General features: G+C 58.7%; 21 protein-coding genes. 6 read left to right on the top strand and 15 right to left on the bottom strand.

What is annotated here, in order from left to right; genetic code table 11:
- Positions 1 to 3 precede the first annotated feature (3 nt).
- Both OR1_RS16780 and OR1_RS16775 read left to right on the top strand, forming a co-directional pair.
- Positions 4 to 1,056 carry an HlyD family secretion protein gene (locus OR1_RS16780; RefSeq protein ID WP_237754338.1) on the top strand — a complete coding sequence of 351 codons (1,053 nt, stop codon included), beginning with the start codon at positions 4 to 6 and terminating at the stop codon, positions 1,054 to 1,056.
- Positions 1,053 to 2,615, top strand: coding sequence for a DHA2 family efflux MFS transporter permease subunit (locus tag OR1_RS16775; RefSeq protein ID WP_052440567.1), 1,563 nt, complete (start codon positions 1,053 to 1,055; stop codon positions 2,613 to 2,615). The genes OR1_RS16780 and OR1_RS16775 overlap by 4 nt, the downstream gene beginning before the upstream one ends.
- A 53-nt stretch (positions 2,616 to 2,668) precedes the next feature.
- Here the strand turns inward: OR1_RS16775 and OR1_RS16770 are convergent, their stop codons facing one another.
- From OR1_RS16770 to OR1_RS16755, 4 genes are all read right to left on the bottom strand, one after another.
- Positions 2,669 to 3,148: a hypothetical protein gene (locus OR1_RS16770; RefSeq protein WP_041973338.1), complete on the bottom strand. Its 480-nt coding sequence runs from the start codon at positions 3,146 to 3,148 to the stop codon at positions 2,669 to 2,671.
- Between the two features lie 58 nt (positions 3,149 to 3,206).
- Entirely contained in the window at positions 3,207 to 6,344 is a 3,138-nt protein-coding gene (locus tag OR1_RS16765) for an efflux RND transporter permease subunit (RefSeq protein ID WP_041973335.1), read from the bottom strand.
- A 69-nt stretch (positions 6,345 to 6,413) separates the two neighbouring features.
- Positions 6,414 to 7,781, bottom strand: a complete 1,368-nt coding sequence (locus OR1_RS16760) for an efflux RND transporter periplasmic adaptor subunit (RefSeq protein ID WP_041973332.1) — start codon at positions 7,779 to 7,781, stop codon at positions 6,414 to 6,416.
- Positions 7,782 to 7,803: 22 nt separating this feature from the next.
- A complete protein-coding gene (locus OR1_RS16755; RefSeq protein WP_041973330.1) occupies positions 7,804 to 9,141 on the bottom strand; it encodes a TolC family protein in 1,338 nt (445 codons plus the stop codon).
- Positions 9,142 to 9,753: 612 nt separating this feature from the next.
- On the opposite strand from OR1_RS16755, the gene OR1_RS16750 reads away from it, so the two are divergent.
- Positions 9,754 to 10,065 carry a hypothetical protein gene (locus tag OR1_RS16750; protein WP_041973327.1) on the top strand — a complete coding sequence of 104 codons (312 nt, stop codon included), beginning with the start codon at positions 9,754 to 9,756 and terminating at the stop codon, positions 10,063 to 10,065.
- Between the two features lie 60 nt (positions 10,066 to 10,125).
- Here the strand turns inward: OR1_RS16750 and OR1_RS16745 are convergent, their stop codons facing one another.
- From OR1_RS16745 to OR1_RS16720, 6 genes are all read right to left on the bottom strand, one after another.
- Entirely contained in the window at positions 10,126 to 11,496 is a 1,371-nt protein-coding gene (locus tag OR1_RS16745; protein ID WP_041973325.1) for a sigma-54 dependent transcriptional regulator, read from the bottom strand.
- 8 nt (positions 11,497 to 11,504) lie between these two features.
- Positions 11,505 to 12,608, bottom strand: coding sequence for a nitrogen regulation protein NR(II) (locus OR1_RS16740; protein ID WP_041973323.1), 1,104 nt, complete (start codon positions 12,606 to 12,608; stop codon positions 11,505 to 11,507).
- A 77-nt stretch (positions 12,609 to 12,685) separates the two neighbouring features.
- The gene (locus OR1_RS16735) at positions 12,686 to 13,360 is read right to left on the bottom strand and encodes an ABC transporter ATP-binding protein (RefSeq protein ID WP_041973322.1); all 675 of its coding nucleotides are present in this window, start codon (positions 13,358 to 13,360) and stop codon (positions 12,686 to 12,688) included.
- Between the two features lie 158 nt (positions 13,361 to 13,518).
- Positions 13,519 to 14,679, bottom strand: a complete 1,161-nt coding sequence (locus tag OR1_RS16730; protein ID WP_041973319.1) for an FtsX-like permease family protein — start codon at positions 14,677 to 14,679, stop codon at positions 13,519 to 13,521.
- Entirely contained in the window at positions 14,679 to 15,143 is a 465-nt protein-coding gene (locus OR1_RS16725; protein WP_041973315.1) for a DUF2318 domain-containing protein, read from the bottom strand. Before OR1_RS16725 ends, OR1_RS16730 begins: the two co-directional genes overlap by 1 nt.
- Position 15,144: 1 nt before the next feature.
- Positions 15,145 to 15,588 (bottom strand): heavy-metal-associated domain-containing protein, encoded by a 444-nt coding sequence (locus OR1_RS16720; protein ID WP_041973312.1) that lies wholly within the window; start codon positions 15,586 to 15,588, stop codon positions 15,145 to 15,147.
- Between the two features lie 379 nt (positions 15,589 to 15,967).
- Here OR1_RS16720 and modA point away from each other — a divergent pair, with 379 nt between their 5' ends.
- From modA to modC, 3 genes are read left to right on the top strand one after another with little or no spacing between them, the layout of a single operon-like run.
- The gene (gene modA / locus OR1_RS16715) at positions 15,968 to 16,720 is read left to right on the top strand and encodes a molybdate ABC transporter substrate-binding protein (protein ID WP_041973310.1); all 753 of its coding nucleotides are present in this window, start codon (positions 15,968 to 15,970) and stop codon (positions 16,718 to 16,720) included.
- An 8-nt stretch (positions 16,721 to 16,728) separates the two neighbouring features.
- Positions 16,729 to 17,415 (top strand): molybdate ABC transporter permease subunit, encoded by a 687-nt coding sequence (gene modB, locus OR1_RS16710; RefSeq protein ID WP_041973308.1) that lies wholly within the window; start codon positions 16,729 to 16,731, stop codon positions 17,413 to 17,415.
- Position 17,416: 1 nt separating this feature from the next.
- Entirely contained in the window at positions 17,417 to 18,466 is a 1,050-nt protein-coding gene (gene modC, locus OR1_RS16705) for a molybdenum ABC transporter ATP-binding protein (RefSeq protein WP_041973306.1), read from the top strand.
- A 17-nt stretch (positions 18,467 to 18,483) separates the two neighbouring features.
- Here modC and OR1_RS16700 read toward each other — a convergent pair whose 3' ends face one another.
- The 5 genes from OR1_RS16700 to OR1_RS16680 all read right to left on the bottom strand — a co-directional run bounded on the left by OR1_RS16700 (position 18,484) and on the right by OR1_RS16680 (position 24,587).
- Positions 18,484 to 21,564 carry an efflux RND transporter permease subunit gene (locus tag OR1_RS16700; protein WP_041973304.1) on the bottom strand — a complete coding sequence of 1,027 codons (3,081 nt, stop codon included), beginning with the start codon at positions 21,562 to 21,564 and terminating at the stop codon, positions 18,484 to 18,486.
- Positions 21,561 to 22,676: an efflux RND transporter periplasmic adaptor subunit gene (locus OR1_RS16695; protein ID WP_041973301.1), complete on the bottom strand. Its 1,116-nt coding sequence runs from the start codon at positions 22,674 to 22,676 to the stop codon at positions 21,561 to 21,563. The genes OR1_RS16700 and OR1_RS16695 overlap by 4 nt, the downstream gene beginning before the upstream one ends.
- A gap of 58 nt (positions 22,677 to 22,734) precedes the next feature.
- Positions 22,735 to 23,679 carry a cation diffusion facilitator family transporter gene (locus OR1_RS16690; RefSeq protein WP_041973298.1) on the bottom strand — a complete coding sequence of 315 codons (945 nt, stop codon included), beginning with the start codon at positions 23,677 to 23,679 and terminating at the stop codon, positions 22,735 to 22,737.
- Between the two features lie 90 nt (positions 23,680 to 23,769).
- The gene (locus OR1_RS16685; protein WP_041973296.1) at positions 23,770 to 24,057 is read right to left on the bottom strand and encodes a zf-TFIIB domain-containing protein; all 288 of its coding nucleotides are present in this window, start codon (positions 24,055 to 24,057) and stop codon (positions 23,770 to 23,772) included.
- 215 nt (positions 24,058 to 24,272) lie between these two features.
- Complete coding sequence (locus OR1_RS16680) at positions 24,273 to 24,587, bottom strand: hypothetical protein (protein ID WP_041973294.1); 315 nt, start codon at positions 24,585 to 24,587, stop codon at positions 24,273 to 24,275.
- Positions 24,588 to 24,669 lie beyond the last annotated feature (82 nt).

Genomic DNA, 24,669 nt, shown 5'->3' with positions numbered 1-24,669 from the left:
CGCATGGCAGGGGGGATTAGCGCACTGCTTCTGGTGGCCGGCGTCTGCGGTTTCGGCTGGTACTGGTTCTCCTGCGGCCGATATATCGAAACGACGGATAACGCCTATGTCCGCTCCGATATCACCCAGGTCAGCCCCAAAGTGCAGGGGTATGTGAAGGATGTTGCGGTCAGGGACAATGCCTTTGTCGAGGCCGGGACGACACTGGTCCGCATCGAGGATGCGGAGTTCCGCATCCGGCTCGAGAACGGGAGGCAGAAGCTCGAAGAGCGGCGGGGTGCGCTCCTGGTCGCCCTTACCAAGGCCAGGCAGCAGTTGTCGCGCATCGCGGTCGCCAAGTCGCAGGTGACTGCCAGCGAGGCAGAGCAGTCGAAACGGGCCAGCGATCACCAGCGGTTTTCGGCGTTGCTCCCGCAGGGCATAGTTTCGGCCCAGGATTACGAAAGCATTGCCACTGCCGAGAAAAAGGCCAGGGCCGACCTATCGTCGGCCAGCGCCAATATGGAGCTGACGGAAAAGGAGCTGCAGGTGCTGCGTGCCGAAGAGCAACGGCTCCGCTCCGAACTGCGGCAGCAGGAGGAGGAGATCAAGCTGCTGGCCAAGGAGCTGTCCGACACGGTGGTAAAGGCGCCGATAGCCGGCGTTGTGGGGAACCGACGGGTACGTGCCGGCCAGTTCGTCAAGCCCGGGACCCTGCTCCTTTCCCTGATTCCGCGCGACACGATCTGGATCGAAGCGAATTTCAAGGAGATGCAACTGGCCCGGATGCGTGAAGGCCAGCCGGTTATCGTTGAGATCGATGCCTTTGAGGGGAAGCGCCTCACAGGGCATATCGAATCGCTCTCTCCGGCCAGCGGCGCCGAGTACAGCCTGATTCCGCCAGAGAACGCCACCGGCAACTTCACCAAGATCGTGCAACGGATTCCGGTCCGGATTCGCATCGAGGAGGGGCAACCGCTGACGGCTGAACTTCGGTCCGGCATGTCCGCAGTGGTCAGGATCGATACCCGAAACCCTCCTCAGGGGGGTGTGCGTGTCGGCCTGAAATTGCCGTGACAGCTGCCGATAAAATACCGCTTAAGACCCTGTTCGGCTTTCTCGCCATGTCGGTCGGCACCTTCATGGCCAACCTCGATACCCAGATCGTTGCCGCATCCCTCCCCAAGATTGCCGCCACCATAGGCGCAACCATCGAGGAGACCTCACGGATTCAGTCGGCCTACATGATCGCGGAAGTGATCATGATCCCGTTGACCGGCTGGCTGTCGCGCCTGCTGTCCCTGCGCCGGCTCTATGCCATAGCTGCGCTCTGTTTCACCATAACCAGCCTGCTGTGCGGTTTTGCCGGGTCGATCGAAACGCTGATAGTCGTCAGGATCATGCAGGGGCTATGCTCGGGGGTTATGTCGCCACTGCTCTACCAGGGGATATACCTCCTCTTCACCCGCGAACGGCGGCCCGGGGCAACGCTGTTCGCCACCCTGATCATCTCTCTTGCCCCGGTAATTGGCCCCAGTCTCGGCGGCTGGATCACGGAGGCCTTTTCCTGGCGCTGGATGTTCCTGATCAACATCATTCCCGGCATTTGTGTGAGCCTGACGGTATTCACCCTGATAACCGGAAACAGGGGGGATCCGGAGGTGTTGAAAGGGTTTGACCTGGCAGGCATACTCTTTGCGGCCTGCTTTCTCGGTTCGCTGGAATATCTGCTCGATAACGGACCGGAGCTTGACTGGTTCTCTTCTCGGCTGATCGTCTTTCTCGGGATTTTCGCCGTGGTCGCGCTGCTCCTCCTGGTATGGCGGGAACTGACCTGCCGGACTCCGGTGATCAACCTGAGTGCGTTTAGAGAAGCGCCGTTTGCCATCGGCTGCCTGCTCAACTTTGTCATGGGGGTCGGGCTGTTTTGCTCGGGATACCTGATGACCCTGTTCCTGGGCACGGTCAAGCAGTACGACAGCAGCCGGATCGGTCATGTCATGGCGATCACAGGGTGCGCCATGTTCGTATCCGTGCCGTTTGCGCGCAGGATCAGGATGCGCCTGGGGCGGATAACGTCTCTGCTGCTGGGGGTGGCGATCTTTGGTCTGTCGCTCCGGATGAACAGCTGCCTGACTGTCGAGTCCGGGTTTGGCGAGCTGTTCCTCCCCCAGATCTTTCGCGGCATGGGGATTATCCTGAGTCTTGCTCCCATCACCGACGTGGCGCTCGGCCATCTGCCGGTCGAGATGCTCCCCAACGCCACCGGGCTCTTCACTCTGATGCGCTCTCTCGGCGGCGGCATCGGGATCGCCATTGCCAACATCCTGGCGGAACAGCGGACCAGGCTGCACTATCACCGGCTGGTCGAGGCATTGAGCCCGACGGAATTTACCGAACATATGAACCGGATCGAGCTGCTCTTTGCTGACAGGATGATTGACGCGGATCAGGTGTATCAGGCGGGGGCGAGAATGGTCGGCAGAATGGTTAATCGCCAGGCCATGGTAATGGCCTACTGCGACCTGTGGTATCTGGCTTCATGGCTCTTTGTCGGGATGATTGTTATCGTTCCGGCCGTCGGCTGGGTGGTGGGGCGTCAAACCCCTGCAACCCCGGTCGGCGGGCCGGGTTAAGCCGCAATTGCCGCTTCCAGTATCGGAAGCGGCAATTGTCAGTAACATTTTCATCATTTGACCGGATACCAGAACTTGGCGCTGCGGACCTTGCCGTCTTTGAGCTTGAATTTGCTCATTATGCCGTATTTACCCTTCTGCGACATGACAAAGTCGGCGCCGAAATGGCCCTGCATCCCCATCAGTTCCTTGGTGACCTCCTTTTTATCCGGGCCTTGAACCTTGACCGTGACTTCGCCTTCGGTCAAGGCCTTGCCGCTTTTGACATCCTTGAACTCAATATGCAGGTGGTGCGTCTCTTTGACCCCTTTGGGCATTGCCATCCCCATTGTTTTCATGGCATCGGCCATGGTCTGGATCACGAAGGTAGCCTTGACTCCGTCGATCACCTCTTCGTGGGCCGGGCTTACTCCGCCACGAACTGCATGTTCCATGTCGTGCGCGCCACTGCCATGTCCGCTGTGATCGGCGGCAAAAGCGGCCGGAGCGGCCAGAGCAAGAACTGCTGCAACAGTAATAAGTAAATTTTTCATTTCATTCTCCTTTTGGTTTTGTCAATCGGCTCCGAATTTTGGTCAGATCGGTGCTGTCCTAATGCTTCATCCCTGAATATTTCAATGTTCCCTTCCTCAACTCCCTCTTTTTCATCAGTACGAAGATCACCGGGGTCATGATCAGCACATGCACTGCCGACGAGATCATGCCGCCGATCATCGGCGCGGCAATCGGCTTCATCACGTCTGCTCCGGTGCCGGATGACCACATGATCGGGACCAGCCCCAGAAGGGCCACGGCCACGGTCATCAGTTTGGGCCGCAGGCGGAGCACCGCCCCTTCGAAGGTGGCGTCATAGATATCCTGCTCCGTGCAGGGGCCGTTGATCAACTTCTTGTCCAGCGCCTCGTGCAGGTAGATGACCATCACCACCCCGGTCTCCACGGCAATGCCGTACAGGGCGATGAACCCGACCCAGACCGCCACCGACATGTTGTACCCCAGGGCCGAGACCAGGTAGACCCCGCCCACCAGGGCGAACGGCACCGAGAGCATGACCATGCTCGCCTCCAGGGCCGAGTGGAAGGTGAAGTAGAGCAGGATGAAGATAATGATCATTCCTGCCGGCACCAGCAGCTGCAACCGCGCCTTGGCCCGGATCTGGTTCTCCCACTGGCCTGACCAAGCCACATAGTAGCCGGGCGGCAGCTTGAGATTTTTCTCCAGCACCTGCTTGGCCTCGGTGACGAAGCCACCCATGTCACGGCCGCGTACGTTGAGGAAGACCAGGGAGCGGAGCAGTCCACCCTCGCTGTTGATCTCCGGCGCGCCGGTGGAGATCTTCAGCTTGGTCACCAGCGACAGCGGCACCTGGGCGCCATCCATTCCTGAGACGAGGATGCGGCGGATCGCCGGGATGTTGTCGCGATAGTCGCGCAGGTAGCGGATCCGGATCGGGAAGCGGTTGCGCCCCTCCACGGTGGTGGAGAGCATCTCGCCGCCAAGAGCGGTCTCGATGACATCCTGGATGTCGCCGACGCTGACCCCGTAACGGGCAGCTGCCTCCCGGTCGATATCGATGTCGAGGTAGTTGCCGCCGGTGACCCGTTCTGCCACTACATCGGCAGCGCCGTTGATCGGCTTGAGGATCGCCTCGGCCTGGATTGCCAGGTCCCGCAGCACGTTCAGGTCACTGCCGAAGATCTTGACCCCCAGGTCGGTGCGGACGCCGGTGGAGAGCATGTTGATCCGGTTGATGATCGGCTGGGTCCAGCCGTTTCTCACCCCGATCTGCTGCAGCTTCGAGTCGAGCTCGGCCACGATGTCGGCCTTCTTGATCCCCGGTCGCCACTGCTCCTTCGGCTTCAGTATGATGATGCTCTCGAACATGGAGACCGGCGCCGGGTCGGTGGAGGTCTCGGCCCGGCCGACCTTGCCCAGGACGTGCTCCACTTCGGGGACGCTCTTGATGATGGTGTCCTGCACCTGGATCAGGCGCTTGGCCTCGGTGATGGAGACGTTGGGCAGTGTCACCGGCATGTAGAGCAGCGACCCCTCATCCAGGGGCGGCATGAACTCGGAGCCGAGCTGCATGAACAGCGGGATGGCAATGGCCAGGGCCACAATGTTGAGGGCGATGGTAGTCTTCTTCCATTTGAGGACCCAGCGGATGACCGGCGAGTAGAGCCTGATGAAGAACGAGGAGACCGGGTTGGCGCTCTCCGGAGGCATCTTGCCCCGCATGAAAAAGTACATCAGCACCGGCACCAGGGTGATGGCGATCAGGGCCGAACCCATCATGGAGAAGGTCTTGGTGAAGGCAAGTGGATGGAACATCTTCCCTTCCTGCCCCTCCAGTAGGAAGACCGGGACGAAGGAGAGCACGATGATCGCCAGGGAGAAGAAGATGGCGCGTCCGACCTGTTTGGCGCTGGCAATGATCACCTCCAGCCGCTTTCCGGCCCGCTCTTCGGGTAGCATCTCGGAGAGATGGCGGTAGCAGTTCTCCACCATTATGACACCGGCGTCCACCAGTACACCGATGGCGATGGCGATGCCGCCCAGCGACATGATGTTGGAGGTCACTCCCATCAGCTTCATGGTGATGAAGGCGATAAGGACCGCGATCGGCAACGTCAGCACAATAACCAGGGCGCTCTGGAAATGGAGCAGGAATACCAGGATTACCAGCGAGACAACAATTGATTCTTCCAGCAGGTTTTTCTTAAGAGTGTCTATAGCCCGTTCTATAAGATCGGAGCGGTCATAGGAGACCGCGATCTTCACCCCTGGGGGCAGTCCCTTTTCCAGCTCCTTGATCTTCACCTTGACCCGGTCGATGACATCCTTGGCGTTCTCGCCGTAGCGCATGACCACGATGCCGCCGACCGCCTCACCCTCGCCGTTCATGTCGAGCATGCCGCGGCGTATGGCGCCACCCAACTGCACGGTCCCCAGATTCTTCAAATAGATCGGGGTGCCGCGCATGTCGGCCCCGACCACGATGTTTTCCAGGTCGGCCTTGGATTTCACATAGCCGCTGCCGCGGATCAGGTACTCGGCATCGGCCTGCTCGATCAGCTTGCCCCCCACATCCTTGTTGGAAACCTTCACCGCGTCCATGATCTTGGCTACCTTGATGTTGTAGGCAAACAGCTTGGCCGGGTCGAGATCGATCTGGTATTCCCGCACCAGGCCGCCGATGGAGGCGACCTCGGCCACACCCTGGACGGTGTTGAGCTGGTAGCGGACGAACCAGTCCTGCAGCGTCCGCAGCTGCTCCAGGTCGTACCCCTTACCTTCGATGGTGTACCAGAAGACATGGCCGACCCCGGTGCCGTCCGGGCCGAGGGTCGGGACCACTCCCGGCGGCAGCAAGGAGGCGGCATAGTTGAGCCGTTCCAGCACCCTGGTCCTGGCCCAGTAGATGTCGGACTTGTCCTCGAAGATCACGTAGATCATGGAGAAGCCGAAGGCCGAAGAGGCGCGCACGGCGCGGACCTGTGGCAACCCCTGCAGGTTCACCGCCAGAGGGTAGGTGACCTGGTCCTCCACCACCTGCGGCGAGCGGCCCGGATAATCGGTAAAGACGATCACCTGGTTGTCGGAGAGGTCCGGGATGGCGTCCACCGGGGTCTTGTAGACCGACCAGACCCCCCAGGCGATGATCAGCCCGAAGAGCATCAGCACGATGACCCGGTTGCGGGCGCTATATTCGATGATTTTTTCGATCATTGTCGGTTCTCGTAGGGGCAAACCTCGTGTTTGCCCGTATTTTGGGCGATCACAAGGATCGCCCCTACATTACATCTTCATATCATCCATCTTCAGGCTGTCTTTCTTGGCTGGAGGTGCCGCAGGTGCCTTCTCCCCGCTATGCTGGCTGTGATCCTGGCTGCCGCCACCATTCAGCTGCGCTTCGGAGTCGATCAGGTAGCCGCCGGAAACCGCCACTTTATCCCCAGGCTTGATACCGGAGAGGATCTGGACCTTGTCGTCGGTCTGCTGGCCGGTCTGGACGTCACGCGGCTCGAACATGCCGGGGGAGGTCTCGACCCAGACCACCTTGCGTTTGCCGGTGTCCATGACCGCAGTGACCGGTAGTACGATGCTTGAGCCGAGCGGCGACTTGATGACGGCGTTGACGAACATGTCCGGCTTCAGCTTCTGGCCGGGGTTGGCCATCTCCACCCTGGCCTTGACGGTCCTGGTCTTGGGGTCGAGGAACGGGTAGATGAAGGCGATCCTGCCGGAAAACGGCCGGCCAGGGAACGACTGGGAGCGGATCTCCACCTGTTGGCCGATCCGGATGTTGGGGAACTCGTTTTCGTAGACCTCCACCTCCACCCAGACCGTCGAGAGATCGGCAATGCTGAACAGCGGGTCACCGGTATTGACGTACTGCCCTTGCTGCACCATCTTTTCGATGACGATGCCGGAGAGCGGGGTGTAGATCGGGAGCCGGATATTAGGCTTGCCCGCTCGTTCCAATTCAAGAATCTGGCTCTCCTTGACCCCGAACAGCATCAGCCGCTGTCTGGCCGATGACACCAGGCCGTCGCCGTTCTGGGCGATGGCGGCCACCGGCGAGTTCTTCAGTTGGTCGCGGCTCTTGACGGCGAGGAGGTATTCCTGCTGGGTGGCAAGGAGATCGGGCGAGTAGACCTCGGCCACCGGCTTATCCTTGGAAACATAGGCGCCGACGGTGTTGACGTTCAGCTTGTCGATCCGGCCGGCAATCCAGGCGGTCACCTTGGCCTGGCGCGATTGGTCGAACTGGACAATGCCGACGGCATTGATCTCCTTGTTCAATGTCTGCTGCTTGGCCGCTATGGTGGCGACATTGGCCATGACCCGCTGGGTCGGCGACACCGAGACATGGCCGAGCATCTCGGCCTGTTGCTTCTGCTCCGGTGTCTGGCTGCCGCCCGCGGCAGAATCGTCAACCTTTTTGATCAGCTCCATGCCGCAGATCGGGCAGGTGCCCGGCTTGTCCTTGACGATGAACGGGTGCATGGAGCAGGTGTAGAGCTGCTTGGCAGCGTGTTCAACCTTGGAGTGGCCGTCTTTGTCCTTGTTGAACCAGCCTGCCCTGTACAGCCAGCCGCCGCCGGCAACAGCCGCCAGGATCACCAGCAGCAGGGGGATAACGATCTTTTTATTCAGGTTCATGTTCGACCTCATAAGTCATTTTTCAATGGTGCGGCTGCTTATCGGTTGCCGGCGTTGGCAGCGCCTGTAGGTCTGCCGGATCGACGCCGATCAGTGCTTCGAGCTGCGCCAGTTTCATCATGTACTCGGCCAGGGCGTGGCAGTAGCCGAGTTCATAGGTATAGAGACTCATCCGGCTGTCGAGCAGGGTCAGGAAATCGACCTTGTTCACCTTGTAGCTGATCACCGCCGATTCCAGGGATTGCTCGGCCTGGGGGATGGTGCCGGTCTTGTACAGTTCCGCCAGTTTCTGCAGCCGCTCCATCTGCGCCAGGGTGTCGCTGATCGAGTAACCGATGCTGTTTCTCAGGCTGTTAAGCTCTTCCAGCGCCATGGCCGTCTCGGATGACGCCTCGGCAGCCATTGCCTGGCGCCGTTCCCTCTGCACCGGCAGGTTGAAGGTCACGCCGACGGTAAACATGTTGTAACCCGGATCTTTGGTCATCTCATTGTTGACCGCTTCCCGGAACATGTATTCAAAGGAGAGGTTGAAGTCCGGCCACTGCTCTTTCTGCGCCAGCCGGTGCGCTGCAGACCCCTTGTTGACCAGGCTGGATAGCTCCTTCATCCGGGGGCGCTGGGCAAAGGCGAAGTCATTGAGTTGTTGTGACGTCATGGCGAACCCGGGGAGGTCGAAATCCGGGATCTTGGCCACCGGCGTCGAGTCTGGCCGGGCAAGGAGGTAATTGAGGTTGGCCTCCAGGCTCCGGCGCTGCTGCCTGAGGGTGATCTGCATGTCGAGCATCTTGGATTTTTCCAGCCCGGCCTTGTAGATGTCCTGCTGCGCCCCCTGGCCGACCGAGTATTTCGACTCGGCAATGGTCATGAAGTCGGTAAGAATCCGGAGGTTCTTGTCTGCCAGCGCGATTGACCGGTCCACGGCGTAGATCTGGTACCAGGTCTCCTTGACCATTCGGGCCAGCTCCAGTTTCCGTTCCTCCAGAGACCATTTGTACGAATCCGCCTCGTACTGGGCAATCTCTTCCCTGATGGCCCGCTTCCCCCAAAAGGGGAGCTGCTGGGAGATGCCGATCACCTTGGCGGTCTGCGGGTCGCTGCCGCCGAACGAGAACGGCTCCCTGGCCACCAGGTTCTGCAGCTTGAACATGAACATCGGGTCTTCCAGGCTTGAGGCCTGCCTGGCCTTGCTGGTGAACATCCGCCAGCGCGCCTGGGAAGCCTTGAGTTCGGGATTGTTGGCGACTGCTGTAGCAACAAGACTCGCCAAGTCGTCGGGTGGGGATTTCACTCCTTCAGACCTTGCCAGGGCAGGTGCAAGAGATAGCAATATTAATAAAGCCAGTGTACGGAGGTGTTGCATGGGAACTCCTGACTGTGAGTTGTAACTGACGAGTGCTGCGTTCCTTCATCATTCCTTATTTATGATAGTAGCATTCTTTCCAGGCACGTCGAGATACGATGATAAGTTCTGGTTAATATTGAATCTTCCCGCCGCTGCCATTCGGTATTGCTGACAATGGACATGCTCCTAGTGTTGCATGATTATATTATCAAGCAATGTGCCAACTCATTAATTAAACAATAAATGCCAGAATTGCGGCATGTTGAAGGGCTGGTTGAGTTGGAGGATGCTGCTGTAGTGGTAAAAGGTGGAGAATATTCTTTGTGAGCGGAGAATATTCTCCCGCATGGATTGGGTTAACGGTCATTATCATTATTAAGATTCAGGCTGGTAATGTCGCTATCAATTTAAAAACATCACATCAACAGGAAGCTGCAGAAAATTCTCCGATTTCTGAGGGGTGATGCAGCATTTTCTGTACGCAAAAATTCTGACCTTATAACGGTCAAATGAATATTTCCCGCATATTCAGTATGTTATATGGATAGTTCAATGTGGCACACTCGTTGATATGTATAAACATAACAAACAGGCTTGCGCCTTACAAACCAGCTCAAAGGAGAGAAGACAATGAAAAAGAACGTAATCGTAGTGGTTGCAATAGCAATGCTTTCAGTCGGCGCTATATCGGCTTCAGCTGCAGGGTCGTGCTGCACCGATAGCAAATGCACGGATAAGCAGGTCGTCCAGCAGTTCACCCAGGAGACAGCTGCACTCGCAAGCGTACTTAAGGCAAAAGAAATCGAACTGCGCGGTCTGTACGGCTATGAGGGTATTGATCTCCGCAAAGTTAACGATCTTGAAGCGGAACTAAAAGAGCTGAAAGGCAAGATCAAAGTTGTTGCAGAAAAATACGGCATTCCTGCTTGTTGCCTCAGTTAAGGACTTTACTCTGAACGAGGGCCGGGAGCATTAGCCTCCCGGCTCTTAGCATTTCTTCCTCTACCCCTTCTTGTCGGGCAGTGAAATTCCGAATTTCTCCAGTCGGTAGATCAAGGTATGACGGGGAATTTTCAGGAACCGGGCCGCAGCTGCCTGGTTCCAGTTGTTTCGCTCCAGAGCATCGAGGACGATCTCCTTTTCCAGCTGTTCCAGAGAATACCCCTCGTCCGGCAGCCTGAAGACAGCCGATCCCTGAGCCTGCCCGCCTTTGGCGTTCAGGATCTTGTCCGGCAGTTCCGCCGCTGTGATTGTCTCGCCGCTGCGCATGATCAGCAGCCGTTCCACGCTGTTTTCCAGCTCGCGCACGTTGCCGGGCCAGGCATAGGCGGTCATTGCTGCCAGCGCCTCCTTGTCGAACCCGACCTGGTCGCTGTGGTGCTTGGCGCAGAAATGCCTGATCAAGAGCGGGATATCCTGGCGCCGCTCCCGGAGCGGCGGCAAAATGATCGGTATGACGGAGAGCCGGTAATATAGGTCCTCGCGGAATGCCCCTTCTTCGATGGCCCGCTCGATATCGAGATTGGTGGCTGCCACGACCCGGACATCCAGCTTCAGCGTCCTGGTGCCGCCGACCGGCTCGATCTCCTTTTCCTGCAGCGCCCGGAGCAGTTTCGGCTGCAGTTCCACCGGCAGTTCCCCCACTTCGTCGAGGAACAGGGTGCCGCCGTCGGCCAGCTGGAACTTGCCGGTCTTGTCCCTGATCGCACCGGTGAACGCCCCTTTGACATGGCCGAACAGCTCGCTTTCCAGCAGGTCGCGGGGGATGGCGGCGCAGTTGATGGCGACGAACGGGGCGTTACGGCGGGAGCTGTTGCTATGGATCGACCGGGCGATCAGCTCCTTGCCGGTGCCGGATTCGCCGGTGATCAGCACCGATGCCTCGGTGTCGGCCACCTTGCGGACCACGGCGAACACCTTTTCCATCTGCGGTGAGCTGCCGACAATGGCGCGGAAATCGTCCCTGTCCGCCAGCTCTGCCTTCAGCCGCCGGTTCTCCGCCGTGATGCCGGTGAACTGCAGCGCCTTGGCCACTGTCAGCCGCAGGGCGTCGCGGTTGAACGGCTTGGTGATGTAGTCGTAGGCCCCGAGCTTCATCGCCTCCACCGCCATATCAACTGCGCCGAAGGCGGTAATGATCATGACCAGGGTCTCGGGCGACTGCTCCTTGACCGCCTTAAGCACCTGCATGCCGTCCATGCCGGACATCTTCATGTCGGTAATCACCAGCGACGGCTTCTCGTCGCTGAACAGCCGCAGTCCGTCCTCGCCGGATTCCGCGGCAAAAACATGGTATCCCTCCTCCTGGAGGTTGTATTCCAGCACCCGCCGCAAGGACGGGTCGTCATCGATGATGAGGATTTTCGGTTTCATGGTGGTCCTTAGTTTGCAGAATCGTTCAGGGGCAATTTCACCAAAACCGTCGTCCCCTTACCGACTTCGCTCTCTACCGCCAGGGTCCCGCCGTGGCCTTCAACGATCTTACGGGTGATGGCCAGCCCCAGGCCGGTGCCGTTGGGCTTGGTGGTGAAGAACGGCTCGAAGATCTTTGCCTGGGAGTCGGCATCGATGCCGGTGCCGTTATCGCTGACGCTGATTTCATAGGCGGATTCGGCCATGCGAAGCGCTATATCGACCTTGCCGCCGGAAGGGGTGGCCTGGAGGGCGTTGATCACGATGTTGAGGAATGCCTGGCGCAGCTTCTCACCGTTGGCCCGGACAATCGCCGCGCCAGCGAACGGCTCCAGGCGCAGGGTGACGCCGCGGTCAAGGGCATCACGGGCAACAAGCGTCACCACAGTCTCCAGCTCTTCAACCAGCGAGCAACGGCCCATTTCCGACGGCTGCGGCCGCGCCATCCGCAGGAAATCCTCAACCACCCGGTTCAACCGCTCGGTCTCCCTGATCTGGATCTCGATGAACTCGTGCTTGGGGTCGCCCGGTTTATAATCGTCCTTCAGGATCTCGGCCGTGCCGCGGATCGAACCTAAGGGGTTCCTGATCTCGTGGGCCAGCACCGCCGCCATCTCCCCCAGGGTTGAGAGTTTTTCCGCCCGGCGGAGTTGTTCTTCGATGGCAATGATCCGTTCCGACTGCTGCTGCAGCTGCTGGTACGACTCCTCCAGGCCGCGGGCGGTCTTTTGCAGTTCGACCGTGCGCTCACGCTCTCTTTGGGACAGCAGGCCGGTCATGCCGCCGACGATATTGTACAGTAGGATTTCCAGGTATTTTTCCATCTCCATGGTCAGGCACCCTCCCCACTGGAACAGGATATGGGGGGCATAGGCGATACTGACAATGATCGAGCAGATCAGGCCACCACGAAAGCCGAACCAGAGGGCGGCCAGGATTATCGGCAGATAGTAAAGCCTCTGGAATATGGCATGGAGGTAGGGGAGATGAAGCGGGGTAAAGTAGTGCAGCAGGCTGATGGCTACGATGAATGTTGCGATAACGGTTGGCCGGATTATGGATGATCTTTGCATTGGGCCTTCTGTATCTGGATCAGGGTGAACTGCCTTGTTGGGCAAATAAAGTCTATCCTTTTTCCGTACGGATGCAATCAGTTCTGCCCTACGACCAGCCCGTCCCTCAGGTTGATGCTCCGGTCCGAATAGCGGCAGTTTTCCGGATTGTGCGTTACCATGACCACGGTCTGACCGGCATCATTAAGTTCCCGGAACAGCGCCATCACTTCATCGCTGGTCCTGGAGTCGAGATTGCCGGTCGGCTCGTCCGCCAGCAGGATCTTCGGATTGTTGACAATGGCCCGGGCAATGGCGACCCGTTCCTGTTCGCCGCCGGAAAGCTGGTTGGGCAGGCGATCCGCCTTGTTTCCGAGGCCGACCCGCTCCAGTGCTCGTTTGGCTGCGGCGTTCTTGTCCGCTCCCTTCATCTTGACGATTGCCAACGGTAGCAGGACGTTTTCAATGGCGGTCAGATAGGGGATGAGGTGGAATGACTGGAAGACAAACCCCAGGTTCTGTGCCCGGAAGTCTGCCAGCTTTTCGCCGGGGAGCCGGTAAAGCTCCACACCGGCCATCGCGACCTCGCCCGAGGTCGGGTGGTTCATCCCACCAAGTATCGAGAGCAGGGTGCTCTTGCCGGAACCGGATTGGCCCATGATGGTGATGAACTCACCCGCCTCAATGGCTATGTCCACCCCGCGCAGCGCCTCGACGACCTCATCGCCGCCATTGTACTGCTTTGTTACGTTACTGATTTCAATGAGTGACATAATGATTTTCTGTTCCTCGAATGGAGTGCACTGCCCAATGAAACGTGGATTTTGTGCAAGATCAAGGCTGTCGAGGGATTGCGCGGAGGCGTAGCAGCGCTACGCCGCACAAGGAATCCCGAAGACTTACGCAGATATTGCGCAAAAGCCGCGTTTCACTAAAGAGCCCTCAGGGCTTCGGTCGGGTCCATCTTCGCCGCATGCAGCGCCGGATAAAGGCTGGCCACCAGCCCCAACGCCACGGCAAGGACGACAGCACCGATTGCTACCGATCCGTCCCACGCCAGTAGGGTATTCTTCCCTTCCGCCATGAACGGCAGGGCAAGTTTGGCGCCCCCCATGCCGGCCCCATACCCCAGGAAACCGGCCAGCAGGCTCACCAGGGCCGCCTCGAACAGGATGATCCGCATGATGTGCGATTTCCGGAATCCTATGGCCCGGAAGACGCCGATCTCGGTAGTACGCTCGTTGACGCTCCCCATCATGGTGACGAAGACGATCAGGGAACCGATGAAGACCACCACTGCGGCCATGGCGTAGGAGAACCGCTTGAACTGGTCCAGCGCCTTGAGCCGTCCCTCGACCACCTGCTGGATGGCGGAAACCTTGGCATCCGGTATTTTCTCAGCGATCTGGGTCACCATGTCCCCGATGGGACAGCCGGAACAGAGCGCCGCCACCTCGGCCAGGGTGATCTTCCCCTCTTTGCCGAGCAGCTTCTGGGCCTTGGGGAGCGCGGCAAATACCAGGGCATCGTCCTGGGAGCCGGTCTGGCCGAGGATTCCGGCCACCCTGAACTCTTCACCTTTGATCCTGATCCGGTCGCCCGTCCCCACGTTGAGGACCTTCGCGCTGTCGCTTCCGAGCAGCAGCTCGTTATCGGCTTTGGGCGCGGCGCCGAAGATCTGCCACCACTGCTTCATCTTCAGCTCGCTGGCAAAATCTACCCCGACCAGCAGCACGTCATGGCTCCCCACCTTGACCCCGCCCAAAACCTTGGGACTGATGGCCGAGATGTTCTTGTGGTTGGCAATGGTCTTGATCCTGGCCAGGTCGCTCTCCCGGATCTCCCGCTGGTCGAAGGTGACGCCGCCAAGGCTGATGCCGCCGTAATTCATGGCCAGGCCGTTACTCAGCGGGGTGATCAGGATGTTGGCCCCGAACTCGTCCATCTTCCGTTCGATGTCGCCGGACATCGATCTGGTGAGGGTTACCAGGGTAACGATGGTGGCGATTCCCACGCTCAGGCCGATGGTGAGAAAGGCCATCTTGGCCTTGCGGCGTTTCAGGTTGTTGATGGCAATGGTGTGCAGCTTCATCAGAAGTATCTCGCCCCTGCCTTCAGGTCGTTCAGGTTGATCGTGATGTTGCCGCCGCTCTGCTGGTGCGGCAGATAGCCGGGGTTGCAGCCGCCGGTGGCATTTGGGCCGAGCTTGCTGATGGCGAACTTCTGGTTGCAGTTCTTGCAGTTCATCTTGTCACCCTGCTGCTCGTACCCCTTCTTCGACTTATAGCAGGCGTCGCAGGCGTCAAAGGCGGTCTTGACGCTGCCGTCCGCTGCCTTGACCGCAAAGAAGGCGATCTCTTTGCCGCCGTCTTCAAACTTGTAAAAATGCGCCTTGGCATCTTCAAGCTTGGTAACCGGTATCGTCGCCACGGCACCGGTTACCTTCACCTTTTCATACTTGCCGAACGAGAAGGCAAAGACGCTTGCCGCTCCAAGCAGTAATGCCACGATTGTTGCCAACCCCCATACAACCTGTGTTGATCGTTCTGATGCCATGTCACTCTCCTTTTGCCTGATTTTCTCCGTTCATGTTGCAGCCCCTGCCATTGCCGGCGCAACAGCTCGTGGCTTTCGCCGCGCAGTTGCCGATCTCCATGCCGGTGGTCTTCTTGAACTCTTCCGGGGACAGAACCGAATCAAGGTTGCTGGCAAACCCTGTTGCCGTGACCTTGGCCGCCAGGGTTTCCGGGGCGACCCTCTTTGAGTCGAAGCCGATGATTACCCAGCCGCCGGTAATATCCACTTTGGTTACGGCAACCCCTTGCTCCCGTTCGAGCGCCTTGGCTATCCGGTCGGAACAGCTGCCGCAGGTCATTCCCGCGGTCCTGAGCACTGCCACGGAATCGGCAGTTGCGCCGACCCGAACGCGCAGTGCGAGCACGACCAGCAGGGTAACTGCAGCAATGACGAGAATCGAGGTCGAGATTGTTTTTAGGTTCATGTTTGTTCTCCGCGTATGACTCCCTTGTTACTCAAGGGTCATGCCAATCCTTTGCTTGATTTGCATCTGTTCGATATTGCTGGATAATATGAAGCGGGATTTGAAGTTGACGGCATTTGGGGTACAGGCTTAATGAAGAATATTCGGTGAGGGTGAAGAATATTCTGCACCCATTATTTTCCGTATTTTGATGCACACTCGGTTTTTTGATTACTTCCCCGGCAAATTAGCGGTTACTGCCGAAAGTTACAGCAGTCAGCACTCCGGCATTGAATGTCGCTTGTTTTAAATTGCATGATATCCAACGGTTACTTATCTGTTGGACTTTGGTATGCCTTATGTAGTATCGAATAAAACGCTATAAAAGGGAGGCAAAGAGATGAAGCAGGCAGTTGTCATGTCCCTGGCGGCGTTAACGGTGATACTCTGCTGTTCATCCCCACTGTTCGCAGGTGAGATCAACCTCGCGGTTGCCGCCAGCCTGAAAGAGGTTCTGAACGAACTGTCCGATAATTACGCGAAGACGCATCCCGGCGTGGGTTTCAGGAAGAACTACGGCGGGTCTGGAGCGCTGGCCAAGCAGATCGAAAACGGCGCCCCGGCCGATATCTTCATCTCTGCCAATACGGAATGGCTGGATTACCTGAAGGCCAGGAAACAGGCCGACGAGAAGAGCATTGCTACCTTCACCTATAATGTGCTGGTCTTTGCCGGTAAACCGGGACTGAAGGCGACCGGGGTGCAGGATGTCGTGAAACTTGATAGAATTGCCATCGGCAGCCCCAAGAGCGTTCCTGCCGGCGAATATGCCATGGAAGCATTTAAAAAGGCGGGCATCTCCAAACAGCTGGAAAAGAAGCTGGTCATGGCCAAGGATGTGCGTGAATGCCTGATGTATGCGGACCGGGGCGAGGTTGATGGCGCGTTTGTCTACAAAACCGATGCCCAGCAGGCGGCCCGGAACGCAAAGATTCTGTTCGTCGTGCCGCAGGAGTATTATCCCCGGGTGACCTACCCGATGGCCCTGACCGTTAATGGCGCAAAAAACGCAGAAGCAGCAGCCTTCTACAACGTACTGAAGTCGGTTGAGGCGCAGGCTGTTTTGAAGAAACACGGATTTATCGTCAAGTAGGGGTTCCTGTGCCGGAGTTCACGTCTGCCGAATATACCGCTATCCTGCTGTCGCTGAAGGTGTCGATAGTGGCGACCCTGTTGTCGTTGCCGTTCGGTTTTAGCGCCGCTTATGTCATGACCTACCGGAAGTTCCGGGGTAAGTTCGTCCTGGACCTGATCGTCAACCTTCCCCTGACCCTGCCGCCGGTGGTGATCGGCTATATCCTGCTGGTCGTACTCGGGCAGAACGGGGTCATCGGCAAGCAGATCCTGCAACCGCTGGGGATCAAGCTGATCTTTACCTGGAAGGCGGCGGTGATCGCCACTGCCGTGGTCGGCTTTCCTCTGCTGGTCCGTTCCATACGGATCGGCATGGAAACCATCGACCAGGGGCTGGTGCAGGCATCCCGCACCCTCGGTGCCGGCTGGTTCGATACCGTGATGACGGTTATCCTGCCTCTCTCCCTGCGGGGCGTCATCGCCGGTTCGGCCCTCATGTTCGCGCGGGGACTGGGAGAGTTCGGGGCAACGATCATCGTTGCCGGCAATATCCCGGGGGTAACCCAGACCATTCCGCTGGCGATCTACGAATACGCCAGCTCGCCCGACGGCGACCGCATGGCCCTGGCGCTCTGCGTTGTTTCGGTTGTCATTTCGGTGGTGGTGCTGCTGTTTCATGAATATCTCAGCCGCCGCATGATCAGGGTGGACTGACATGGAACTGCGCGTCGCGGCGACGAAGAAGTTCTGCTCCTTTGACCTGAACGTCGATTTTACGGTGTCGCAGGACCGGATCGGTATTTTCGGCCCGTCCGGGAGCGGGAAGTCAACGCTGGTCAACCTGATTGCCGGGCTGCAGCAACCGGATGACGGCATTATCCGGCTTAACAACGAAACGCTCTTCGATCGAAACATCGACACCCCGCCAGACCGGCGGCGGATCGGGATCATCTTCCAGCATCCACATCTGTTTCCGCACCTGAACGTAAAGAACAATCTGCTTTTTGGCTTCAAGCGCTGTACCCCGGAAAACCGGAGGATCGACTTCGACAGCCTGGTCGAGGTGCTGCAGATCGCCCCGCTGCTGGAGCGCGGGGTCAATAACCTTTCCGGCGGCGAAAAACAGCGGGTTGCCATCGGCCGGGCGGTTTTGTCCAATCCCCGGCTCCTGCTGATGGATGAACCGCTCTCCGCGCTGGACGATACCCTCCGCTTCCAGATCATTCATCACCTGAAAACAGTCTGCGCGACCTTCAGCATCCCGTATCTGTTCATCTCCCACTCCATGCTGGAGATGCGGCTCATGGCGGACGAGGTGCTGGCAATGGCCGACGGCCGCGTCGTGGACCAGACCACCCCGGAAAATCTGGCCCGCAGCCGGATGGGTGTCAGCCCGGTCGGCTATATCAATCTTCTCAGGCTGGCTAATCCCCGTCGCAGTGACGGGCTGTACGCATACCGGTGGGGAACTGGCGAACTGCTGATTTCGGCCGGCAACGACCAGCCCGAAACCCTGTTCGAGCTCTCATCAAAAGACATTATCCTGTTCAAACAGCATCCCGAGGCGATCAGCGCCCGCAACCTGTTCCGCTGCACGGTTGCCGGGACCTTTGCATCGGCGAACCGGGTCGGTATCGAGCTGGCCTGCGGCAAGGACCGTCTGGTGGCAGAAGTGGTCAAGCAGGCTGCTGATGAACTGGGGATAGTGGCCGGCAGCGAACTGTACGCGGCCATCAAGGCCTCGGCCTTCCGCCGAATCGGGTAACCTTCTTCGATTTATCGTCAATCCTTCACCACAACCGTCTTGCGCGGCCTCACCTTATGCAGCAGCCGATCCATGTAATAGTAGACCACCGGTGTGATGTAGAGGGTCAGGAGCTGCGAGGTCACCAGACCGCCGACCACGGCCAGGCCGAGCGGCTGCCGCGATTCGCCGCCGGCGCCGAGGCCGATGGCGATCGGCAGGGTACCCATCAGGGCCGCCATGGTGGTCATCATGATTGGCCGGAACCGGACGATTGCCCCTTCGTAAATGGCATCCAGCGGTTGTTTGCCGCTCTCCCGCTCGGCCTCCAGGGCAAAGTCGATCATCATGATCGCGTTCTTTTTGACGATGCCGATCAGCATGATGATCCCGACAAAACCGTAGATGTTCAGATCGCACTTGAAGAGCATCAGGGTGATCAAAGCCCCGAATCCGGCGGCCGGCAGCCCGGAAAGGATGGTGATCGGGTGGATGTAGCTCTCGTAAAGCACGCCGAGCACCACGTAGATGACGAAGATCGCCATGGCCAGCAGCATCCATAGGCCGCTGAACGAGGATTTGAAGGCCTGGGCAGTCCCCTGGAAGCTGGTGCTGACCGTCTGGGGCAGGGTGGTGTCGGCCAGTTTGTCCACCAGCTTCATTGCATCCCCCAGGGCGATGCCGGGACGGAGGTTGAACGAGATCGTTACTGCGGGCAGTTGTCCCAGGTGGTTGACCGCCAGCGGGCCGATGGTCTTGGTGATGGTGGCAATGGTCTCCAGGGGAATCAGCTGGCCGGTCTTGGCGTGGATGTAGAGCATCCCCAGCGCTGCCGGGTCCCCCTGGTAGAGCGGGTCCAGCTCCAGGATCACCTGGTACTGGTTGGTCGGGGCAAAGATGGAGGAGACCTGGCGAGAACCGTAGGCATAGGCCAGCGCGTCCTCCACCTGCATGACGGAGAGCCCCATGGCCGCCACCTTGTCCCGGTTGATCTCCACATGCACCTGCGGATTGCTGATCTGCAGGTCGCTGGTTACGTCCTGAAGCTCCGGCAGCTCCCGCAGTTTGGCCTCTAACTCTATGGCGGACCGGTACAGCTCGTCGGTATCCTGGCCCTGCAGGGTGAACTGGTACTGGCTTTTGGAGCTGGTGCCGCCGATCTGGATCGAGGGGACGTTCTTGATAAAGGTGCGGACTCCGGCGATCTTGGCCAGTTTGGGTCGGAGTTCCTGGATCACCTCATCCGCCGAGAGCTTGCGCTGATCGCGCGGTTTCAGCCGCATGAAAAAGCTGCCGTTGTTGGTGCCGCGGCCGCCGCCGATGGATGACATGAACCCGTCGATATTCGGATCTTTGGCGATGATGGCGGCCACTGCCTCCTGGTGCAGCTTCATGTCGGCAAAGGAGGTTCCCTGGGCGGTCTCGGTGTCGGCGTTGAGCCGGCCGGTGTCTTCGGTCGGCAGGAACCCCATCGGCACTACGGTAAAGAGCCAGACGGTCAGCAGCGTGACCAGGATGGTCACTGCCATGGTGGTCCGCCGGTAGGCCAGCACCTGTTTCAGCGAGCGGTCATACAGGTGGAGCATGCCGTCGAAAAACCGCTCCATTGTCATGAACAGCCGCCCGTGCCGCTTAGCTCCATGCGGTTTCAGAAAACGGCTGCAGAGCATCGGGGTCAGGGTCACGGAGACAAAGCAGGAAACCAGGATCGCCGCGCTGATGGTGATGGCGAATTCGTGCAGCAGCCGCCCGAGAATCCCTCCCATGAACAGGACCGGGATAAAGACCGCCACCAGCGAGATGGTCATGGAGAGAATGGTGAAGCTGATCTCCTTTGACCCCTTGAAAGCCGCCTCCATGGCGCTTTCGCCCTTTTCCATGTGCCGGACGATATTCTCCAGCATGACGATGGCGTCATCCACCACATAGCCTACCGCCAGGGTCAGGGCCATCATGGAGATGTTGTTGAGGGAGAATCCCAGCAGGCGCATGACCGTGAAGGTGCCGACAATGGACATCGGCACTGCGAGTGACGGTATCACCGTGGCGGAGATGTTGCGCAGGAAGAGAAAGATCACCATGATGACCAGGCCGATGGTCAGCACCAGGGTGAACTTGACGTCGTGCATCGATTCGCGGATCAGGAGCGACCGGTCATAGAGCACGTTCAGCTCCACGGATGCCGGCATCTGGCTGCGGAAGGTTGGGAGCAGCTTCTTGACGCTGTCCACGACCTCGATGGTGTTGGTGCCGGGCTGGCGCTGGACGGTCAGGACGATGGCGCGGGTGTTGTTGTACCAGCTGGCGGTCCTGGTGTTCTCCACGCTGTCGAGGACCTTGCCGACCTCCTCCAGCCGGACCGGCGAGCCGTCGCGATAGGCCACCGCAACCTGCCGGTAGGCGGACGCCTTGAACAGCTGGCCGCTGGCCTCGATGGTATAGGCCTGTTTGGTGCCGTCCAGCACCCCGGTGGGCAGATTGACGTTGGTCTCGTCAATGGCGGTTGCCACCTCGTCGATACCGATCTGCCGGGAGGCAAGCGCCTTCGGGTCGAGCTGGGCCCGCACGGCATATTTCTGCGAGCCGTGCACGTTGACCTGGGCCACGCCGCTGATCGTGGAGATGCGGCGCGCGATCAGGGTCTGGGCATACTCGTCAACGCTGGAAAGAGGGAGACTGGGAGAGCTGAGCGCCAGGTAGAGCACCGGCTGGTCCGCCGGATTGACCTTGCGGAACGACGGCGGGGTCGGCATGTTTTTCGGCAGAGAGCGGATCGCCAGGGAGATGGCGGCCTGGACATCCTGGGCCGCCGCATCGATATCCCGGTCCAGGTTGAACTGCAGGGTGATCCTGGTGGTGCCGACGCCGTTGGTCGAGGTCATGGAATCGACTCCGGCGATGGTGGAGAGCTGGTTCTCCAGCGGGGTCGCCACCGCCGCGGCCATGGTGTCCGGGTTGGCACCCGGGAGGTTGGCGTTGACCTGGATGGTGGGGAAATCCACGTTGGGCAGGTCGTTCACCGGCAGCAGGCGATAGGACACCACCCCGAAGATGAAGATGGCGATCATGATCAGCGACGTCATGATCGGCCGGCGGATGAAGAGATCAGCGATGTTCATTTCTTCTTGCCTTCAGCCGCCCGCTTCTCTTTCGATTCCACCGTGGCTCCGGGGGTCAGGCGGAGCTGGCCGTCGACCACCACGGTCTCACCCGGCGCCAGTCCTTTTTCGACAACCGTCTCTTCTCCCAATGCCACCGCCGATGTCACCTGACGCATCTCCACTTTGTTGTCCGGCTTGACCACGTAGACGAACTCGCCCTGCTGGCTGGTCTGGATGGCCTGGGTCGGGACGACCACGGCGTTCTGCCGGGCGCCGAGCGTTATCAGGACATCGGTAAACTGGCCGGGCCAGAGTTTGCGCGACTTGTTGGCAAAGACACCCTTGAGCTTGATGGTGCCGGTGGCCGGATTCACGGCATTGTCCAGGAAACTGATCGTGCCGGCTTCGGTGCTCCCCGGTTCGTTGGGGATCACGGCCTCGACCTTCAACTGGCCGGCCGCCATGGCCCGCTTGATTTCCGTGAGCCGTTTTTCCGGGAGGGAAAAGGTGACGTAGATCGGTGTCAGCTGGTTGACGGTGACAATCGCCAGGTCGTTTGCCTTCACCAGGTTGCCCGGTTGCAGGGTCACGGTGCCGGTGCGGCCGGCGATCGGGGAGCGGATGGAGCAGTAGCCGAGCTGAATTTTCGCGTTCCTGATTGCGGCGCGATCGGCGACCACGGTGGCGGCCAACGACTCGGCATTGGCCCGCAACTGGTCATACTGATCATGGGTGACGATGCCGTCCTTGAGCAGCCCTTCGTAACGCTTTGCCTGGTCTACGGCGAATCGTGCCTGTGCCTGGTCCTTGGCCAGTGTTGCTTCGTATTGGCTCAGCGCTGCCTGGAACGGTTCCGGGTCGATGCTGACCAGTAGAGCTCCCTTGTTGACGTCGCTCCCTTCAGTGAAATGGACCCGCGCTATCTGGCCGTTCACCTGCGACTTGATGGCAACGCTGGTATACGCCTCGATGTTGCCGATGGCCTTGACCTGGACCGGCACATTTTTCTGGACCGCCTGCGCCACCTTGACCGGGACTGCCGGTTTTGCCCTGGGTTTCTCTTTTTTTGCACTGCAGGATGTGCAGCATAGAAATGCTATGGAACAGAGCAGGATTGTCGATCGCCTCATGGAGCTCTTCTTTCTGGGGGCAAGAATTTCATCACGATGTAATATACACCTATTGCTGTCAAGAACCAGCCGAACTGTTAACAAAAATTTTCGGACATTCGACCGCACAGCTCTCGCATCCGCCGGGACAGGGTTCGATATGCACCAGTATATGGCTGTGGGGCAGGCAGTTTTCGATATCAGCCGTGATCTGATGGCTGAGCAGATGCCCGGCTTCCACGGTCATCTGCTTCGGCACCACCAGATGCATGTCGATATGTCTGACATGGCCTGATTTGCGGGTGCGCAGCTTGTGGTACTCGATGAACCGGCCGGAATAGCTCGCCATAACGTCATGGATCAAAGCCTCCTCGTCATCCGGTAGTTTGACGTCAAGGATATGGAAGAAGGCGGTTTTGGTGAGGTCCCAGGCCGCCTTGATGATCATCAGGGCCACGATGATGGCGATGATCGGATCGAGCATGGCGATGCCGGTGAGCTTGATCGCCACCAGACCGCCAAGCACGCCGACCGATGTGTAGACATCGGCTCTAAGGTGCATGGCGTCGGCTTCGAGCGCCACCGAATCGGTCTTGATCGCCACATTCAGCAGGTTCCGGGAAACAAGGTAGTTTGCGATCGCGGAAACGGCCATGATCGCGGCGCCAAGCCCCAGGCTCTCGATCTCCACCGTGCCTGACCGCAGCTTGTGGACCGCCTCCCAGATGATATAGAACGCGGCACCGAAGATGAGGATCGCCTCTACTGTTCCGGCGACATTCTCGATCTTGCCGTGGCCGAAGCGGTGCTCGTCATCGGCCGGCTTGCCTGATTTACAGACCGCAAACCAGGCGATAACGGCAGCAACCAGGTCGAGCCCGGAGTGGACTGCCTCGGAGATAACGCTGACCGACTGCATCATGATGCCGATGATCAGCTTGATTACTGTCAGAATCGTGTTGGATGCGATTGACAGCAATGCGGCCCTGCTTTTCGCTGCCTGAACTTCCGGTGATTGAATCATTCCGCTACTCCGTCAAGATGTTTCATAATGCCTGTTTTGTCAGGGGTGTGCAAAACGGGAGGAGTTGTCTCCTCCCGCTCTCACGCCGGTTTAATCGAACAGTTCCGCAAGCCAGTTTTTCTTCCTGTGATGGTTGTCATGACCATAGCCATGACTGTCATGATGTTGCTTGCCGTAATGCTGCTGGTTATAGGCAGGCTGTTGATGTCGCGGTTCGGGTTGTGTGTAGGCGGGCGTCTGGATAGCCGACCTTTCCAGAATCTTGTCCAGCTCGCCCCTGTCAAGCCAGACTCCGCGGCATTCCGGGCAGTAATCTATTTCCACCCCCTGACGTTCGGCGAGTTTCAGATCTACTCCTGTGCAGACCGGGCATTTCATGGTTTATTCTCCTTTTTCCCTTTGGTTGTCGTAATCCGGCGCCCCGAGCCCGGGGAAATTCGGTGGCAAGGATTTCCGATGCCACCGGGATCACGGTCATCGCCGGTCCGGCAATGCCGATGACAATGATCGTCTTGCCACGACTGCTCCATGGCTATTCAGTCAGGACTGCCGGGCGGCTAAAGTTAATATCGGTAACGAAGGTAAGAAGTGAATCAGGAAAGGTTCTGCGGAGGGACAAAGATCCTGTCGATAAGGCGGGGCAAGGCCAGATGTGGTTCATACGGCAACTGCCTGGTGGTAAGTTCGGCAGCGGTAATAATTATGGCAGCTGAAAGGGGAACGTACATGGCGCAGCAACAGGTTGTTTCGCAACTGTCGGTATCGTGATCCACCGGAATCTCACCTGAGTCGGCCGCAACAGAGGAGAGATGTTGAGAATCCATCGATGGGAGTTCGCACGGATGACCGAAGCAGATTGCCGGAAGCATGAGATAGACGATTAAAAGGATTATTGATACGGACTTCATGGTTCGGGCACTTTACCACAGAAAACGGCATCCATGTGAGACAATTTGACGTTGGGGCTTTCTCGGATAATCAGGTCGTCTC

Origin of the sequence: Geobacter sp. OR-1, from assembly GCF_000813145.1 — a bacterium.
Taxonomy (GTDB): domain Bacteria; phylum Desulfobacterota; class Desulfuromonadia; order Geobacterales; family DSM-12255; genus Geoanaerobacter.
Note: the sequence above shows the minus strand (reverse complement) of the source record. Positions and strands in the feature narration are given on the sequence as shown.

Coding starts and splice junctions, on each gene's coding strand:
- OR1_RS16780 (WP_237754338.1), top strand. CDS start 4: ATGGCAGGGGGGATTAGCGCACTGCTTCTGGTGGCCGGCGTCTGCGGT.
- OR1_RS16770 (WP_041973338.1), bottom strand. CDS start 3,148: ATGAAAAATTTACTTATTACTGTTGCAGCAGTTCTTGCTCTGGCCGCT.
- OR1_RS16765 (WP_041973335.1), bottom strand. CDS start 6,344: ATGATCGAAAAAATCATCGAATATAGCGCCCGCAACCGGGTCATCGTG.
- OR1_RS16760 (WP_041973332.1), bottom strand. CDS start 7,781: ATGAACCTGAATAAAAAGATCGTTATCCCCCTGCTGCTGGTGATCCTG.
- OR1_RS16755 (WP_041973330.1), bottom strand. CDS start 9,141: ATGCAACACCTCCGTACACTGGCTTTATTAATATTGCTATCTCTTGCA.
- OR1_RS16750 (WP_041973327.1), top strand. CDS start 9,754: ATGAAAAAGAACGTAATCGTAGTGGTTGCAATAGCAATGCTTTCAGTC.
- OR1_RS16745 (WP_041973325.1), bottom strand. CDS start 11,496: ATGAAACCGAAAATCCTCATCATCGATGACGACCCGTCCTTGCGGCGG.
- OR1_RS16740 (WP_041973323.1), bottom strand. CDS start 12,608: ATGCAAAGATCATCCATAATCCGGCCAACCGTTATCGCAACATTCATC.
- OR1_RS16735 (WP_041973322.1), bottom strand. CDS start 13,360: ATGTCACTCATTGAAATCAGTAACGTAACAAAGCAGTACAATGGCGGC.
- OR1_RS16730 (WP_041973319.1), bottom strand. CDS start 14,679: ATGAAGCTGCACACCATTGCCATCAACAACCTGAAACGCCGCAAGGCC.
- OR1_RS16725 (WP_041973315.1), bottom strand. CDS start 15,143: ATGGCATCAGAACGATCAACACAGGTTGTATGGGGGTTGGCAACAATC.
- OR1_RS16720 (WP_041973312.1), bottom strand. CDS start 15,588: ATGAACCTAAAAACAATCTCGACCTCGATTCTCGTCATTGCTGCAGTT.
- modA (WP_041973310.1), top strand. CDS start 15,968: ATGAAGCAGGCAGTTGTCATGTCCCTGGCGGCGTTAACGGTGATACTC.
- modC (WP_041973306.1), top strand. CDS start 17,417: ATGGAACTGCGCGTCGCGGCGACGAAGAAGTTCTGCTCCTTTGACCTG.
- OR1_RS16700 (WP_041973304.1), bottom strand. CDS start 21,564: ATGAACATCGCTGATCTCTTCATCCGCCGGCCGATCATGACGTCGCTG.
- OR1_RS16695 (WP_041973301.1), bottom strand. CDS start 22,676: ATGAGGCGATCGACAATCCTGCTCTGTTCCATAGCATTTCTATGCTGC.
- OR1_RS16690 (WP_041973298.1), bottom strand. CDS start 23,679: ATGATTCAATCACCGGAAGTTCAGGCAGCGAAAAGCAGGGCCGCATTG.
- OR1_RS16685 (WP_041973296.1), bottom strand. CDS start 24,057: ATGAAATGCCCGGTCTGCACAGGAGTAGATCTGAAACTCGCCGAACGT.
- OR1_RS16680 (WP_041973294.1), bottom strand. CDS start 24,587: ATGAAGTCCGTATCAATAATCCTTTTAATCGTCTATCTCATGCTTCCG.